Genomic DNA, 15225 nt, shown 5'->3' with positions numbered 1-15225 from the left:
GAGGGCGCTTCCTTAAAAAAATAGCCGCCGCCTTTACCTTTCTTGCTATCCAATACACCCCCGTTTTTCAATTCTAAGAGTATATTTTCAAGGAATTTGAGTGGTATTTTTTTCTTTTTTGCAATTTCTGCAATAAGTATAGGCCCTTCTTTTTCTACCTGGGCCATATACATGAGCGCCTTAAAAGCATACTGGGTTTTTTTAGAAAGCATAATCCTAACCGGTTTTTAACAAACAGCAATATAATTGTAAAATCTGAATTTAGCACATGATGCCGGAAGAAGTATAGGCTGATTTTCGTCAGGAAAAAGAAAAAAGACCAGGATATCCCTCTCTTCCTTTACACTATAATATACAGGTAAAAAATTTTACACCTGTCTGTGTACATCCGTGCTGTCTGTGAGTGCCTGTATTTGTTTGCTCTTGCTCGCAGATAAACACGGGATATTATAGCCCCAGCACATCGCTCATTGTAAATACGCCGCGTTGCCCGTAGATGAATTCAGCAGCCAGCACGGCGCCCAGGGCAAAGCCCGAACGGTTGTGCGCAGTGTGAATGATCTCAATATCGTCTGTTTGCGAATGGTATTGGATACGATGGGTTCCGGCAGCCGGGTCAATTCTTTTACTGATGATCTGAAGATCTGACGCTTTATTTGTTTCTTTGTTAACCCATTGTTTTTTGAAAGGGCTAACCGCCAGTACCTGCTCGGCCAGCGTAATGGCGGTGCCGCTGGGTGCGTCTTTTTTTTGGGTGTGATGGGTTTCTTCTATAATAACATCATATTCTTTCTGGGCAGCCATCAATTGTGCCAGCTTTTTATTGACCTCAAAAAAAATGTTCACACCTATGCTGAAATTGCTGGCATACAGCAACGCACCATTTTGCGCTTTACAGTTCCATACAGCCTCTTCATAGCGGTTTAACCACCCGGTAGAGCCCGATACTACCGGCACTCCCGCTTCAAAACATTTGTTGATATTGTCAAAAGCGCTGTCGGGGCCGGTAAATTCAATGGCCACGTCGGCGTTGCCGATATTATCCACTGTATTGTCTTCCGTGTTGTCAATTGAAACTTTTAATACAATGCTGTGCCTGCGCTGAATGGCGATCTCTTCAATGGCATGGCCCATTTTCCCATATCCTATCAATGCTATTTTCATCTGTGCTTTATTTATTCAGGCGGCAAAGATAAACAGATTTAACGGGCCGGGGAAAGCCGGTTAACATGGTTTTTACCAATATTAAGCACAATGCCTATTCCTGCCGTGTTGGCAACCGGCATATATCCGGGTTTGATCTGCAGGCTGAGATCATCCGTAATGTTAAAATCTCTCAAATGCGCATCCACCGTGGCGTCCACCACATTCAGTCCCCATATTAAAATAAAGGCCAATACCGAATAATCCACATTCCTTCTGAATTCATTGCGGTAGTTCTGAAGCCCCGACTTATCCCCACGTTCAACCAGGGGTTGCAGCCGAACGTATACGTCTTTATACCTGGCGGTGTCCTTAGCCGATAAAACATTAAAAGCAAACCGCGTACGCTGAAACCATTTGAGATTATCAATGAACGTATACGTGGGGAAGGCCAGGGCGCCGTAAACAAGTGGCAGCTTCCAGTATTTCTTATTGTAAACCTGTCCTGCACCGGGTAATATGGCAGAGAGTAACGCTGCGGTACCCGCGGGGCTTCTTTTTTTTGAAGTGTCGGCGGGCACCACTTCGGGCAATGTATCCTTAATAACACTATCAGGCATTGTTAACAGGCTGTCTGCAGTTGGTGTTGTAATGGCCGTATCATTTTGTGCATTTAGCAGTTGTGTACAAAATGCCAGGAGAAATATCAGCAGCACGTGTTGCTTACGCATATCCATGATTACATTAAACAGCCGGAACATTCATTTTTTCCAGGATGGTATTGAGTTCCTGTATGGAAAAATATTCAATGGTAATGGCGCCGTGTCCTTTTTTATTGTGCTGCATCTTTACACGCGTACCATAGTGAGAGGCCAAGTTATCTTCAATTTTCCTGAAAGGAGCGGGGAGGGCAGCTTTTACCGGTTTTTTAACAGCAGCGGTTTTATATAATTTTCGAACAAGTTCTTCTGTTTGCCGTACAGACAGTCCTTTGTTTTTGATCTCATTAAAAATAAACAATTGCTGATCTACAGTATCAACGTTTACAATGGCGCGGGCATGCCCCATGCTGATCGTGTTGTTTCGTACTGCTATTTGTATATCCGGCGGAAGCTTTAATAAACGGATATAGTTGGTTACCGTACTTCTTTCTTTACCCATACGCTCGGCTACCTGCTCCTGCGTATATTCCAGCTCTTCCATCATCCGCTTATAGCTGATCCCTATTTCAATAGCGTTAAGGTTTTCGCGCTGCAGGTTTTCCAATAAGGCCAGCTCCAGCAATTGCTGATCATTGGCCTGCCTGATGTATACCGGAACGTCTTTTAACCCTGCAATTTTAGCCGCACGCCACCTTCTTTCACCGGCAATAATGCGGTATTTGTCGCCTGTTTTGGAAACCGTTAGAGGTTGAATGATATCATGTATTTGAATGGACTTCGCCAGCTCATTCAACGCCTGCTCATCAAAATGATGACGCGGTTGTTTGGGATTGACCTCGATCTGCTCAACAGGAACACGTATGGTAGTAGTGGCTTTTTCTACCACCCCTCCCTTCAAATGATCGCCACTGGTAGTTTTTAAGTCGGCATCAATACTTTGCAGCAGGGAGCGTATCCCTTTGCCCAAAGCTTCTTTTTTATTTTTATTGTTTGGAGTGCTGCTCATTGTCAAGAGTTAAGATTCTTTCTTCCTGTGGTATTTTTGTCATATTGTTGCGTTGCAAAACTTCTTTGGCAAGGTTGAGGTAGTTGATGGATCCCTTGCTTTCCGCATCATATAAGATAGCAGGTTTGCCCACACTTGGCGCTTCGCTTAAACGGGTATTGCGGTGGATAATCGTATCAAAAACCATTTCTTCAAAATGATGCCGTACTTCGTTCACTACCTGGTTGCAAAGGCGCAGACGGCCATCGTACATCGTCATTAAAATGCCTTCTATCACCAGTTCGGGGTTTAACCGGCTCTGTACAATTTTTATTGTGTTCAGTAACTTTCCCAGCCCTTCCAATGCAAAAAATTCTGCCTGTACAGGCACCACCACGCTATCGGCGGCGGTCAAAGCATTTACGGTAATCAATCCCAAAGAAGGAGAGCAGTCTATAACAATAAATTCATAATCACTCCTGATGGGATCAAGAATGTATTTCAGCACATTTTCCCTGTTCGGATAGTTGATCATTTCAATTTCGGCTCCCACCAGGTCAATATGCGAAGGAATTACGTCTAAATTGGGGATCTCGGTCTTTAATACAGTATCTCTTGCCGGCGTTTCGTTTACCATACAATCGTACAGGCTTTTTTGCACATTGTGCAGGTCAAATCCTACTCCTGTGGTACTGTTTGCCTGTGGATCAGCATCTACCAGCAACGTTTTTCTTTCCAGCACTGCCAAACTCGCGGCCAAATTAATAGCGGTGGTGGTTTTTCCTACCCCGCCTTTCTGATTGGCTATACCTATGATTCTTGCCATGTGTTGTTTACGTATATTATTATACTAAAAATACTTCCGGGTTTTGCCAAATGGCAAATGTAAATTATTATTTCTGCTGTTTTTCATTAAATGTCAAGGGTTTCACCGGGTTGCATCAGGTGCAGCTTCATTTCCTGGTCTGAAAACGCTTTCACTGCCTTTTCGTGATCAATTTTAATAAAGCCGAAAGTATCGTAATGAACCCCGATGATTTCGTTGCATTGTACAAAACGCGCTGCCTGAATGGCATCTTCAATACCCATTGTAAAATTATCGCCTATGGGCAGCACGGCAAAGTTCAATTTAGCGTACTGGGGAACCAGTTGCATATCCAGCGTTAATGCAGTGTCGCCGCTATAATAAAAGTTACCCTCTTCACTGGTAAATACAAAACCCATAGGATTGCCGCCGTAACTGCCGTCTGGCAACCCCCCGGAATGCTGGGCCACCACACATTTCACAGTTCCAAAATCAAAGTCCCATTTGCCGCCGGTATTCATAGGGTGTGTATTTGTAATTTCCTGGTCGTTAAGCCAAACATGAATTTCATAGCTGCAGATTATTTTAGCCCTGTTTCTTTCCGCAATGGTTATGCAATCGGCAATATGATCCTCATGTCCATGCGAAAGAAAGATATAATCGGCTGCTACCTGGTTTACATCAATGTTTTTTGCCAGATCATTGGGCGTTATAAAAGGATCGAACAGAATTTTTTTACCCTTTATCTGTACTGCAAAACAAGAATGCCCGTAATATGTAAAATGCATCATAGTATATTTAACGGTCCACAATTCAGTTTGATGGCTGAAACAGGTTTATCTTTGCCGGATAAAGGCTGGATCAACAGTGACATGTTGACAAAAATACAGTTTCGGTATAATATTCATTGAACAATTCATTCACAGTAGCCGATATTAAGATGCAACCAGATGTATATACCATTATTTCCGGCACCAACCGCCCCGGGAGTAATACCATAAAAGTGGCAAAGCAGTACCTGCGGTTACTTGAAAAAAAAGGAATATCGGCGCGGTTTATTTCACTGGAAGGAATGGATGTTAACAACAGGAATGAGGAACTGAAGCGGCTGGAAAAAGAAGTGCTCATCCCTTCCCGGAAATTTATTTTTGTAACTCCTGAATATAACGGGAGCTTTCCGGGGGTATTAAAGGCTATGATAGACAATACCGACATTGAAAAAGTATGGTGGGGCAAAAAAGCCCTGCTAACCGGCGTATCTACGGGAAGGGCAGGCAACCTGAGGGGGATGGAGCATCTTACAGGCGTATTGCATTACCTGAAAATGAATGTGCATCACAATAAACTGCCCATATCGGTGGTGAACAAATTATTGAACGGTGAAAAGGATATTGCAGATGAGGCAACATTAAAAATGATTGATGAGCAGTTGGAGGATTTTATACGGTTTTGAAGATGCAGGTTGCAAGTTCCATGTTGCAGAGGGATCGTTTCAATTTTGAACTTGTTGTTTTTTATTTTTGGTGCCGTTATATGGGGCTGGGATTTTTTTAATTTAATGGTTTATGGCTGTAATTGATTTCTGGCTTTTGCCTGTCAGGGTGAGGAACGAACCCTCTGTATTTATTGTTCTTTAGGTGCTTTGCATCCCCCCGGCTTCGGGCTTGGCATTATGAATCCGCCCCGGCGGACAGGTTTTCTTTGGTTCCTTTAATTTGGCTCCTGGTGCTTTTAAACATAACAATATGCGTCGTTTTTCGGGTTCATGGATCTTTATAATAATAATATTGTTGATTGACCTGTATGTTTTTCAGGCAGTAAAACTCACGGTACAAACGGCAACGCCTAAAATAAAATTTACTGTTTACGGGTTATACTGGGCGGTAAGCGCTGTGGTTGTTTTAACGCTTGCTCTTATTCCTTACCTTAATTTAGACAACTGGCCGAAGAGCTTCAGAACCTATTGGATGGCCACAATAATCGGGCTATTCCTTTCCAAAGCGCTGACCGTAATTTTTTTGGTGGCAGATGATCTGCGCAGGGTATTGCAGTGGGGAGGTGGAAAGCTGTTTTATCAGTATGTGCAGGGCGAGCCTTTTAAAGCAGCAGGTATTTCAAGGTCGGTATTCATGAGTTGGTTAGGGCTGGCGGTTGGCGGGGGGCTGATGGCAGCAATGATGTATGGGTTTGTTAACAAATACCGCTACCAGTTAAAAAAGGTGAAGCTTAATTTTCCTAATCTTCCCGAAGCCTTTAAGGGGTTGAAGCTGGTTCATATTTCAGATGTGCATTCCGGGAGCTTTACCGATAAAAAGGCAGTGGAGCATGGCGTTAAAATGATCATGGCGCAGGAAGCAGATCTTATTCTGTTTACCGGCGACCTGGTAAACGATCATGCCGGTGAGATGAATGATTATACTGAAATTTTTTCCAGGCTAAATGCGCCTATGGGCGTATTCAGCACACTGGGTAATCATGACTATGGCGATTACCGGCGATGGCCGAGTGAAGATGAGAAACGGCAAAACCTGGAGCGCTTAAAGCAGTTGCAGGCAAATATGGGCTGGCGCTTATTGATGAATGAACATGTGGTATTGGAAAGGCAGGGGCAGCAAATTGCCTTATTGGGTATAGAGAACTGGGGAGCCAAAGCCCACTTTCCAAAATATGGCAAGTTAAATGAAGCTTATGCAGGAGCAGAAAAATATCCGTTTAAAATTTTAATGAGTCACGACCCCAGTCATTGGGATGCACAGGTAAGACCCGAATACAGTGATATTGATCTTACGCTCAGTGGTCATACCCATGGAATGCAGTTTGGTGTGGAGCTGCCCGGCTTTAAATGGAGTCCGGTGCAATATGTGTATAAGCAATGGGCTGGGTTGTACGAAGCCGACAGGCAAAAATTGTACATCAACCGCGGATACGGATTTATAGGCTATCCCGGAAGGGTAGGTATTTTGCCGGAGATCACATTGATTGAGCTGGCGTAGGGGTGAGTAGTAAGTGGTGAGTGGTAAGTAGTAAGTGAACGAAATCTAAGACCCGAAACCTGAATGCTGAAAGTCCATAGCTGATGGCTCCAGGTATAACATTTTCCTTGCGTTTACTTAACAAAATACTCTGAAGCCTATATTGCAGATGGCATCATATTGGATTAGATTTAAGGCATAAAACTCCTTGTATGAAACGTATCATTTTTTTCGGAGCCTTTTTAAGCTTCTTCTTTATCGCTTCATCTTCATCTTCATTTGCACAGGGAATTAAGCTCGCCATTCATGCCGGCGCAAATATGGGCAAGCTGGAAGGAAAATCTTTTGAGGATGAATTTCAATTGGGTTATCATTTCGGTGTTGCACCCGAAATTATGTTCTCTCCGAAATGGGGCATCCAGCCGGAGGTGTTGTTCAGTCAAACCAATACCAGCACCTCAAGCAATTTTGAGGATATTTACAAAGTTTCGCTCAATGAATTAAAAGAGGTAAAGCTGAATTATTTAAGCATTCCCCTGATGCTTTCTTACCGCCCGGTTTCATTCATCACCCTGCAGGCCGGCCCGCAGTTCAGCATTTTAATGAATAATCACAGTACCTTTCTTGAAAATGGCAAAGAAGCATTTACAGATGGCGATTTTTCAATGGTGGGCGGCGCGCAGGTGAATATTTTAAAACTGAGGGTATACGGGAGATATGGGATCGGGTTAGCCAATATCAATGATATCGACAACCGGGACAACTGGAAAAGCCAGACCCTTCAGTTGGGCGTTGGAATAGCGCTTTAAAAAATAAAAAAATAATTATTCAGGAATCCGGATCATTGCATCCGGATTTTTTGTTTTTTTACTGGCATTATACTTGACCAAGGTATTAGCAAAGCTTTTCTGAGCGAGTTGGCTTTGAAAAGATGTCATATTGACTTTTGAACGGAAGATTATGAAAAGAAGCGATATTTTTTTGAGACCTGAAGATGAAATGGAGTTTATGCCCATCATCCCCCTGAATGAAGATGAAGCTGAAAATACAGACGAGATCAGCATTCCATCCGAATTGCCCTTGTTGCCTCTGCGCAATACCGTTTTGTTTCCCGGGGTGGTTTTACCCATAACGGTTGGCAGGGACCGGTCTATAAAAGCCGTAAACGATGTATACAGGACTGACAAACTGGTAGGCGTTGTAGCGCAAAAAGACAGTACGATAGAAGACCCGGAAGTAAATGATCTTGAAATTACAGGCACGGTAGCAAAAATAATCAAGCTCATAAAAATGCCCGACGGAGGAACAACCATCATCATCCAGGGGCGTAAAAGGTTTGCCATAGAAAAGATCACCGTTGAAGATCCTTATTTTAAAGCTACCATACGTTTGCTGGAAGAAGATAAGGTGAATATGGACAACGACCAGCATTTTGCTGCAACTGTAAGCTCTATAAAGGACCTTGCGGCGCAGATCATCCTCCTTTCGCCCAATATGCCTTCCGAGGCTTCCGTTATTTTAAAGAATATTGAGAATCCTTCTTTCCTTATTCACTTTGTAAGCAGCAATATCAGCAGCGATCTAAAAGAAAAGCAGGACCTGCTTGAAATGAATGATATAAAAGTAAGGGCCGAAAAATTAATGCACCTGCTTAACCGGGAGCTGCAGTTTGCAGAATTGAAGAACCAGTTGACCAACCGCACCAAAACGGAATTGGATAAGCAGCAAAAGGAATATTTTCTGCAGCAACAATTAAAAAGCATAAAGGAAGAACTGGGTGGAGATGTTAATGAAAGGGAGATAAGAGAAATGCAGAAAAAAGCAGATGCTAAAAAATGGCCGGATGCTGCAAAGGAAGCCTTTAAGAAAGGTATAGAAAAGCTGGAACGCATGCATGTTTCCACGCCCGACTATTCTGTGGTATACAATCACCTTGACCTGATGCTGGAACTGCCCTGGGATGAGGGAACCATAGATTCTTATGATCTTGGAAAAGCCAAAAAGATCCTCGATCGGGACCATTACGGCATGAACAAAATAAAGGAGCGCCTGCTGGAATACCTGGCGGTGTTAAAATTAAAGGGCGATATGAAAAGTCCCATTCTTTGTTTTGTGGGGCCTCCGGGCATTGGAAAAACATCTCTGGGAAGGAGTATTGCAGCGGCATTGAACCGGAAATATGTGAGGCTTAGCCTCGGCGGTTTACATGACGAAAGCGAGATCAGGGGACACCGCAAGACCTATATCGGTGCCATGCCCGGACGTATCCTCCAGTCTATACGGAAAGCAAGATCCTGTAACCCGGTAATTATTTTGGATGAGGTAGATAAAGTAGGAAGCGACTTCCGCGGTGACCCCTCTTCTGCCTTGCTTGAAGTGCTGGATCCCGAACAAAACCATACTTTTTACGATAATTATCTTGAACTCGAATACGATTTAAGCAAAGTATTGTTTATTGCAACCGCCAATGATATTCAGCATATTCAGCCGGCGTTGCGAGACAGGCTTGAGATCATTGATCTTAACGGGTATGCGGTTGAAGAAAAAGTACAGATAGCCAAACGGCATCTTCTTCCCAAGCAAAAAGAGCTCCATGGCTTAAAGAACCTGAATATAAAGGTGGGCGATAGTGTTTTGGAAAAAATAATTGAAGATTATACGAGGGAAAGCGGGGTACGGGAGCTGGACAGGCAGTTGGCTTCCATTATGCGTTCCTTAGCCAAAGAATATGCTATAAAAGAAAAGCTGAAGCCCAGTCTTACTATAAAAGATGTAGAAAGGATACTGGGTAGGCCAAAGTATAGCAACGATCTGTACAAGATAGCCAATATGGCCGGGGTAGCGGTTGGGTTGGCCTGGACATATGTAGGGGGCGACATCTTATTCATTGAAACCACTCAGAGCGATGGTAAAGGCGAGCTGAAGCTCACGGGTAACCTGGGTAATGTGATGAAAGAAAGTGCTACAACGGCATTAACTTACCTCCAGTCGAATGCCCGGAAATATGGTATAGATCCCGAGGCGTTTCAAAAAAAGAACATTCATATACATGTTCCCGAAGGAGCGGTGCCCAAAGACGGACCCAGTGCCGGCATTACCATGATGACCGCTATTGCCTCGGCGCTTACGGGGCGTAAAGTAAAACCATACCTGGCGATGACAGGAGAAATTACCCTCCGCGGACAGGTATTGCCCGTTGGCGGTATAAAGGAAAAAATACTCGCCGCCAAACGTGCAGGCATGAAAGAAGTGGTGATGTGCTGGCAAAATGAAAAAGATGTACAGGAAATCAATTCAGATTTTATTAAAGGCATGAAATTTCACTATGTTAAGAACATGCAGCAGGTGCTGGATCTGAGCCTGGTTTAGGCTATATCATTGATGTTTGGTAATATAATAAAGGCAATTTCAATATTTTTCTTGTCTGATGGGAACTTTTCTACGTATTTATACGACTATTGTATAATAGTTACCTTAAATACACCAGACATGATCAAAGTTGTGATTGCCGATGACCATCCCGAAATCAGAAATGCCTGGGCGCTCTTTCTTCAAAACCATGAAAACATCAATGTGGTAGGAATATGCGCCAATGGCGAAGAAGCTATAAAAAAGTAAAGGAATTACTGCCGGATATTGTGCTGATTGATATCAATATGAAGCCCCTTTCGGGCATTGAAACCACCCAAAAACTATCTCTTGACCATCCCGAAGTTAGAGTGATCTGTGTTTCTTTTCATACTTCACCTGTGTATATTAAAAAAATGATGGACGCCGGAGCGAAGGGCTATGTGTTTAAATATGCCGTTGCAGAAGATCTTATGCAGGCGATTGATGAAGTATACAATGGAAAGATTTTTATAGGCAGAGGGATGAAGTATGGAAATGATCAGTAATGCCCCGGTTCATTGCATCCCCGGTAAATTAAGATGTCTCTGGCGGCCTGCCCGGGGTACCCTTTTTTCATTTTCTGCAATTCAAGTATCTTTGCGCCCTTATGGGTATTTCAAAAACAGTAGCTTTCCATACACTGGGCTGCAAGCTCAATTTCGCCGAAACATCCACCCTTTCGCGCATGCTTGAGGGTGAAGGGTTTCAGAAAAAAGCGTTTGAGGATATAGCTGATGTATACGTGATCAATACCTGCTCTGTTACCGATAATGCCGATAAGGAATGCCGCCAGCTGGTACGCCGTATCCAGCGCAGATCACCACAAAGCCTTGTAGTTATTACAGGATGCTACGCGCAGTTAAAGCCCAAAGAAATTGCGGAAATAAAGGGTGTGGACCTGGTATTGGGCGCCGCGGAAAAATTTAACATAGCCGCTCATCTTAAAGAATTATCCAAGGGCGATTCCGCAAAAATATCCAGTTGCGATATTGAAGAAATATCAGGGTTCAACAGTTCATTTTCGCTAAACGACCGCACCCGCACTTTTTTAAAAGTACAGGACGGCTGCAGTTACAATTGTTCGTTTTGCACCATACCTATGGCAAGGGGTAAAAGCAGGAGCGATACAATTGCCAATGTGGTTACAAACGCAAAAGAGCTGGCGCAAAAAGGGGTGAAGGAAATTGTATTAACAGGCGTTAACCTGGGCGATTTCGGTATTAATGGAACAGCAGTAGATAAAGGTATGAGAAGGAATGAGAACTTCTTTCAACTTGTACAGCAACTGGAGCAGGTGGAAGGGATGGAGCGCTACCGCATCTCTTCAATAGAACCCAACCTGCTTACCAATGACATTATATCCTTTGTGGCAGATAGTAAAAAGTTCATGCCGCATTTTCATATTCCGCTGCAAAGTGGAAGCAACCGCATTTTGGGATTAATGCGCCGCAGATACAAGCGCGAATGGTATGCAGACAGGGTAGCAACCATCAAATCATTGATGCCGCATTGCTGCATTGGAGCCGATGTAATTGTGGGCTTCCCCGGTGAAGCAGAAGAAGATTTTAAAAACACCTTCGATTTTTTGCACGGGCTCGATATTTCCTATCTACATGTTTTTACCTATTCCGAAAGAGACAATACGGCGGCGCTTGCCATTAAGCCCGTAGTTCCCGTGCACACCAGGCACCAGCGCAATAAAACATTACGGAATTTATCGTATATGAAGATGCAATATTTTACGAAACAGCACTCCGGACAAACCCGCAAAGTATTGTTTGAAAGTTCGCATAAAAACGGCATGATGGAAGGGTATACAGACAATTATATAAGAATTGCTGCGCCTTACCGGGAAGAAATAATGAACAGCATCGTTGAGTGGACGATATAGAGGGCAATCTTTTAACAAGCGGCTTTCGGGCTCCGCCCTGTACAAATATTGGGAATTTGAAATTGAAGAATTGAATGCAGTTAACAGGCAATTGCACAGGCTCCCGGCGGTGTTATTGAATTAGGAGTGGAGAAAAACAGGTTTTAGAGTGGTTTATGATTTTTATAATACAGAAACGGAAAAAAATTTTGCCGAAACAATTCATCTCTTATCTTTGCACTCCCTTATAAAACAGGGAAGTTCTAAACATAAAGAGAGCATAGCTCAGTTGGTTCAGGGCATCTGCCTTACAAGCAGAGGGTCTGTCGCTGACACAAGAAAAAAGTTCTAAAAAATATTGGGAGCATAGCTCAGCTGGTTCAGAGCATCTGCCTTACAAGCAGAGGGTCCGCGGTTCGAACCCGTGTGCTCCCACAATACAGGAAAGGGTTTCATAAAAATGGAGCCCTTTTTGCTTTTTATACTGTTTTAAACATTTCAAAGGAGTATGAAAACGGCTGGCAGGCTTACGGAAATATCCCCAGTTCCGCATAGCTGGTACCCACTTTGTTTATCGCTACCACATAGGCCGCAGTACGCATATCCGGAATGGTGGGATTGCTTTTCCAGACATCTGTTATTTCCCTGGTAGCGCCGATCATGGTTTCTTCCAGCCCGCTGTATACCAGGTCCGCTTCATCGGGCCCGTGCATAATGATCTCCCGCTCCTTTGCATTTACTTCCTTGCCGGTCAGGTCCTCTATCTGGGTGAGTATAATGCTGTTTTGGTTTTCGGTAAACCGCTTTTCCATTCTGCCGTACCTCACGTGACTCAGGTTTTTTAGCCACTCAAAATAACTTACGGTTACACCTCCTGCATTGAGGTACATATCGGGCACCACCAATGTGCCTTTCTTTATAAAAATTTCATCTGCTTCAGGGGTAAGCGGACCATTGGCGGCTTCACCTATTATTTTGGCTTTAATACGGGGTGCATTTTCGCCGTTAATTACATTTTCCAGTGCAGCCGGTATTAAAATATCACAATCCAGTTCCAGCGCATCCTGCGAATGGAGAATATTGGTTGCGCCGGGAAAATTAAGGATGGTGCCTTCCTTTTTCCGGTGCTTCAATACTTCTTCCTCATTTAATCCATCCTCTTTAAAAATCGCACCTTCAAATTCTGCTAACGCAACTACCGTAGCACCCCCTTCGCGAAAAAATTTAGCGGCATGATAGCCCACATTACCCAACCCCTGCACAACCACCCGTTTTCCTTTAATGCCTTTGGGTAACCCAGCTCTTTCCATCATGTCCGGCATAGAGCATATTTCCTTTATGCCGTAAAAAACACCCAAACCGGTTGCTTCTCTTCGTCCGCGTACGCCGCCCTGCGTAACGGGTTTCCCGGTTACACAACCCAGGGCATCAATTTCACCGGGTTTCATGCTCGTGTACGTATCCAATATCCACGACATTTCTCTTTCACCTGTACCATAATCCGGCGCAGGAACATCGGTACCGGGGCCGATAAAGTTCTTTTTGATCAGCTCATGGGTATAGCGCCGGGTAATTTTTTCCAGTTCATAGGGCGTATATTTTTTGGGATCAATATTGATACCGCCTTTGGCTCCTCCAAAAGGAACGTTTACAATAGCGCACTTATAGGTCATTAGCGCTGACAGGGCCATTACTTCATCAAGGTTTACCGTGGTGGAGAACCTTATACCTCCTTTGCAGGGTGTTTTATGGTGAGAGTGTTGCACCCGGTAGGCTTTTACTACCTCAATTTTGTCGCCTATTTTAACGGGGAAGTGCATCCGGTATACCGAATTGCATTGTTTGATCTGTTCCAGTATTCCGGGGTCCCATGTTGTAAATTTTGCGGCTTTGTCGAAACTTGCTAAAACAGCATCGAAGAAACTATACTCCTGGTGAGTAGACATATAGCAATGTTTTTAAGGTTCCAATCGTGAATGCAATAGTAACCCCGGGCAGAGAAAATTATTGTTTTTGATTTTCTTTTTCCAGCCGGCTTACTTTTCTGTCAATGCTTATCAAAAAAAGGAGCAATCCAATAAAAATGACCGCAAGCACGGCCACTACCACATAAATCTTTCCGTTGCTGCGTAATCCATCCGCCATTTCCACTTTTTCCTGGGCATAAACACATTGTGCCGCAACAAATAACAGTACAGCAAAGAGTATCTTTTTTACAGATAAATTAAACATGTAAAAGGTTTTTATCTTCTATTTTACGAAACCGGATGATGATGGTACTGATCCAGATACCCAAAAGTATAAAGCCCGGTACAGCAGCCGGCCAGAAGATCATCCGCATTCGTGTGTCCATGTCCCTGGGATCGGCGCCGGGGTTTCCCATGCCACCGGGGTGCAGTGACTCCATCATACGGGGAATGATCCACAATGCAGGCAGCAGCATGACGAAAGCGAATATATTGTATACTGCGCCTACTCTTGCCCGTTTATCAATGTCTGTGATGGAATTTCTTAATACAAAGTAAGCCGCATATATTAATAAAGCTATCGCTGCTCCAATTTGCTTGATGTCGTTGCTCCATGGCTTGCCCCACGTATAATTGGCCCATATGGCACCTGTAACAATACCGAGTATACCATACAACATGCCGGTTGAGGCATACGAAGCTGCTTTGATGTCGCTCAATAAATCGGGATTTCGCAAAAAACGGATAGAGTGGTATACGGAGCAGCCGCATAACGCCATCATACCAAACCACATGGGCACATGAAAATAAATATTCCGTATGGTTTCATTCAGTATGGCTTTTCTGGGTACTCCCATCAAAAGACCGCCAAGCAATGCGTAAATCAATAGAACAATGCAGAGTATCTTCCACCAGGATCTTTTCATCCTTTTTTATTATTTAATGCCGCAAACCTACATCATTTTAATGAACAGGCAATGCGTTTAATCTTTCCATAAAAATGGAAAAAGGATGATGGCCATTATCATAACCAGCGCGTCTAAGCCGCAGAGGAGCCAAACCATATCGGCTAAAGCCCCTGCCTGGAATGCTTCTCCCAAACCGGCTTTGGAGATCCGCATCAGCAGCAGCAATTGGGGAATGATGATCGGAAAGCCCATGATCGCCATTAATGAAGCCTGTTGCTGCGCTTTTGCCGCAATGGCAGCCAGCATGGTAAATACAAGGCTCAGGCTTACCGATCCGATACATACTATGCCGGTAAATTGCCAGAAATTTACCAGTGGGTTGCCCAGGAGCGCACGAAAAAGTACCAGGCTGATTAAACTCATCAGCAGCATGATGAAGGTATTGTAGAGCAACTTGGCAATAATAAAATGCTGCGCTCCCGCAATGGCGTAAAAATACAGCATCCTTCCTTTGGTTTCCTGC

The 15225-nt window shown here is 43.7% G+C and carries 17 protein-coding genes and 1 tRNA gene; 8 read left to right on the top strand and 10 right to left on the bottom strand.

The window, feature by feature from the left end; translation table 11 throughout:
- The 6 genes from PLH26_RS12950 to PLH26_RS12925 all read right to left on the bottom strand — a co-directional run.
- A partial coding sequence (locus PLH26_RS12950; RefSeq protein ID WP_324586448.1) for an RrF2 family transcriptional regulator occupies window positions 1-212 on the bottom strand: 212 nt, incomplete at its 3' end.
- A gap of 235 nt (window positions 213-447) precedes the next feature.
- Window positions 448-1164 carry a 4-hydroxy-tetrahydrodipicolinate reductase gene (gene dapB / locus PLH26_RS12945; RefSeq protein WP_324586447.1) on the bottom strand — a complete coding sequence of 239 codons (717 nt, stop codon included), beginning with the start codon at window positions 1162-1164 and terminating at the stop codon, window positions 448-450.
- A gap of 38 nt (window positions 1165-1202) precedes the next feature.
- Entirely contained in the window at window positions 1203-1874 is a 672-nt protein-coding gene (locus PLH26_RS12940; protein ID WP_324586446.1) for a DUF5683 domain-containing protein, read from the bottom strand.
- A 13-nt stretch (window positions 1875-1887) separates the two neighbouring features.
- Complete coding sequence (locus PLH26_RS12935) at window positions 1888-2811, bottom strand: ParB/RepB/Spo0J family partition protein (protein ID WP_324586445.1); 924 nt, start codon at window positions 2809-2811, stop codon at window positions 1888-1890.
- Entirely contained in the window at window positions 2789-3616 is an 828-nt protein-coding gene (locus PLH26_RS12930; protein WP_324586444.1) for a ParA family protein, read from the bottom strand. The genes PLH26_RS12935 and PLH26_RS12930 overlap by 23 nt, the downstream gene beginning before the upstream one ends.
- Window positions 3617-3702: 86 nt before the next feature.
- Window positions 3703-4386, bottom strand: a complete 684-nt coding sequence (locus PLH26_RS12925) for a metal-dependent hydrolase (protein WP_324586443.1) — start codon at window positions 4384-4386, stop codon at window positions 3703-3705.
- A gap of 116 nt (window positions 4387-4502) precedes the next feature.
- Between PLH26_RS12925 and PLH26_RS12920 the strand changes: the two genes are divergently transcribed.
- The 8 genes from PLH26_RS12920 to PLH26_RS12885 all read left to right on the top strand — a co-directional run bounded on the left by PLH26_RS12920 (window position 4503) and on the right by PLH26_RS12885 (window position 12262).
- Complete coding sequence (locus tag PLH26_RS12920) at window positions 4503-5048, top strand: NADPH-dependent FMN reductase (RefSeq protein ID WP_324586442.1); 546 nt, start codon at window positions 4503-4505, stop codon at window positions 5046-5048.
- A gap of 292 nt (window positions 5049-5340) precedes the next feature.
- The gene (locus PLH26_RS12915; protein WP_324586441.1) at window positions 5341-6588 is read left to right on the top strand and encodes a metallophosphoesterase; all 1248 of its coding nucleotides are present in this window, start codon (window positions 5341-5343) and stop codon (window positions 6586-6588) included.
- 191 nt (window positions 6589-6779) lie between these two features.
- Complete coding sequence (locus PLH26_RS12910) at window positions 6780-7376, top strand: porin family protein (protein ID WP_324586440.1); 597 nt, start codon at window positions 6780-6782, stop codon at window positions 7374-7376.
- Window positions 7377-7527: 151 nt separating this feature from the next.
- Window positions 7528-9936 carry an endopeptidase La gene (lon, locus tag PLH26_RS12905; protein WP_324586439.1) on the top strand — a complete coding sequence of 803 codons (2409 nt, stop codon included), beginning with the start codon at window positions 7528-7530 and terminating at the stop codon, window positions 9934-9936.
- Window positions 9937-10056: 120 nt separating this feature from the next.
- Window positions 10057-10185 carry a helix-turn-helix domain-containing protein gene (locus PLH26_RS12900; protein WP_324586438.1) on the top strand — a complete coding sequence of 43 codons (129 nt, stop codon included), beginning with the start codon at window positions 10057-10059 and terminating at the stop codon, window positions 10183-10185.
- The gene (locus tag PLH26_RS12895) at window positions 10152-10463 is read left to right on the top strand and encodes a response regulator (protein WP_324586437.1); all 312 of its coding nucleotides are present in this window, start codon (window positions 10152-10154) and stop codon (window positions 10461-10463) included. The genes PLH26_RS12900 and PLH26_RS12895 overlap by 34 nt, the downstream gene beginning before the upstream one ends.
- Window positions 10464-10564: 101 nt before the next feature.
- Window positions 10565-11848 carry a tRNA (N(6)-L-threonylcarbamoyladenosine(37)-C(2))-methylthiotransferase MtaB gene (gene mtaB / locus PLH26_RS12890; protein ID WP_324586436.1) on the top strand — a complete coding sequence of 428 codons (1284 nt, stop codon included), beginning with the start codon at window positions 10565-10567 and terminating at the stop codon, window positions 11846-11848.
- A gap of 339 nt (window positions 11849-12187) precedes the next feature.
- Window positions 12188-12262: transfer RNA gene (locus tag PLH26_RS12885), tRNA-Val, on the top strand.
- A gap of 92 nt (window positions 12263-12354) precedes the next feature.
- Here the strand turns inward: PLH26_RS12885 and PLH26_RS12880 are convergent.
- The 4 genes from PLH26_RS12880 to PLH26_RS12865 all read right to left on the bottom strand — a co-directional run.
- Window positions 12355-13773: a Glu/Leu/Phe/Val family dehydrogenase gene (locus tag PLH26_RS12880; RefSeq protein ID WP_324586435.1), complete on the bottom strand. Its 1419-nt coding sequence runs from the start codon at window positions 13771-13773 to the stop codon at window positions 12355-12357.
- 58 nt (window positions 13774-13831) lie between these two features.
- Window positions 13832-14059 (bottom strand): CcmD family protein, encoded by a 228-nt coding sequence (locus PLH26_RS12875; RefSeq protein WP_324586434.1) that lies wholly within the window; start codon window positions 14057-14059, stop codon window positions 13832-13834.
- Entirely contained in the window at window positions 14052-14720 is a 669-nt protein-coding gene (gene ccsA, locus PLH26_RS12870) for a cytochrome c biogenesis protein CcsA (protein WP_324586433.1), read from the bottom strand. Before ccsA ends, PLH26_RS12875 begins: the two co-directional genes overlap by 8 nt.
- A gap of 57 nt (window positions 14721-14777) precedes the next feature.
- A partial coding sequence (locus PLH26_RS12865) for a heme exporter protein CcmB (RefSeq protein ID WP_324586432.1) occupies window positions 14778-15225 on the bottom strand: 448 nt, incomplete at its 5' end.

It is taken from the genome of Agriterribacter sp. (assembly GCF_035444585.1).
Taxonomy (GTDB): domain Bacteria; phylum Bacteroidota; class Bacteroidia; order Chitinophagales; family Chitinophagaceae; genus Agriterribacter.
The sequence above is the reverse complement of the archived record's forward strand: the minus strand, read 5'-3'. Positions and strand labels throughout refer to the sequence as shown.

Bases quoted from the DNA above. Each gene is read 5' to 3' on its own strand.
- dapB (WP_324586447.1), bottom strand. From the start codon at position 1,164: ATGAAAATAGCATTGATAGGATATGGGAAAATGGGCCATGCCATTGAA.
- PLH26_RS12940 (WP_324586446.1), bottom strand. From the start codon at position 1,874: ATGCGTAAGCAACACGTGCTGCTGATATTTCTCCTGGCATTTTGTACA.
- PLH26_RS12935 (WP_324586445.1), bottom strand. From the start codon at position 2,811: ATGAGCAGCACTCCAAACAATAAAAATAAAAAAGAAGCTTTGGGCAAA.
- PLH26_RS12930 (WP_324586444.1), bottom strand. From the start codon at position 3,616: ATGGCAAGAATCATAGGTATAGCCAATCAGAAAGGCGGGGTAGGAAAA.
- PLH26_RS12925 (WP_324586443.1), bottom strand. From the start codon at position 4,386: ATGATGCATTTTACATATTACGGGCATTCTTGTTTTGCAGTACAGATA.
- PLH26_RS12915 (WP_324586441.1), top strand. From the start codon at position 5,341: ATGCGTCGTTTTTCGGGTTCATGGATCTTTATAATAATAATATTGTTG.
- PLH26_RS12910 (WP_324586440.1), top strand. From the start codon at position 6,780: ATGAAACGTATCATTTTTTTCGGAGCCTTTTTAAGCTTCTTCTTTATC.
- lon (WP_324586439.1), top strand. From the start codon at position 7,528: ATGAAAAGAAGCGATATTTTTTTGAGACCTGAAGATGAAATGGAGTTT.
- PLH26_RS12900 (WP_324586438.1), top strand. From the start codon at position 10,057: ATGATCAAAGTTGTGATTGCCGATGACCATCCCGAAATCAGAAATGCC.
- PLH26_RS12895 (WP_324586437.1), top strand. From the start codon at position 10,152: ATGCGCCAATGGCGAAGAAGCTATAAAAAAGTAAAGGAATTACTGCCG.
- mtaB (WP_324586436.1), top strand. From the start codon at position 10,565: ATGGGTATTTCAAAAACAGTAGCTTTCCATACACTGGGCTGCAAGCTC.
- PLH26_RS12880 (WP_324586435.1), bottom strand. From the start codon at position 13,773: ATGTCTACTCACCAGGAGTATAGTTTCTTCGATGCTGTTTTAGCAAGT.
- PLH26_RS12875 (WP_324586434.1), bottom strand. From the start codon at position 14,059: ATGTTTAATTTATCTGTAAAAAAGATACTCTTTGCTGTACTGTTATTT.
- ccsA (WP_324586433.1), bottom strand. From the start codon at position 14,720: ATGAAAAGATCCTGGTGGAAGATACTCTGCATTGTTCTATTGATTTAC.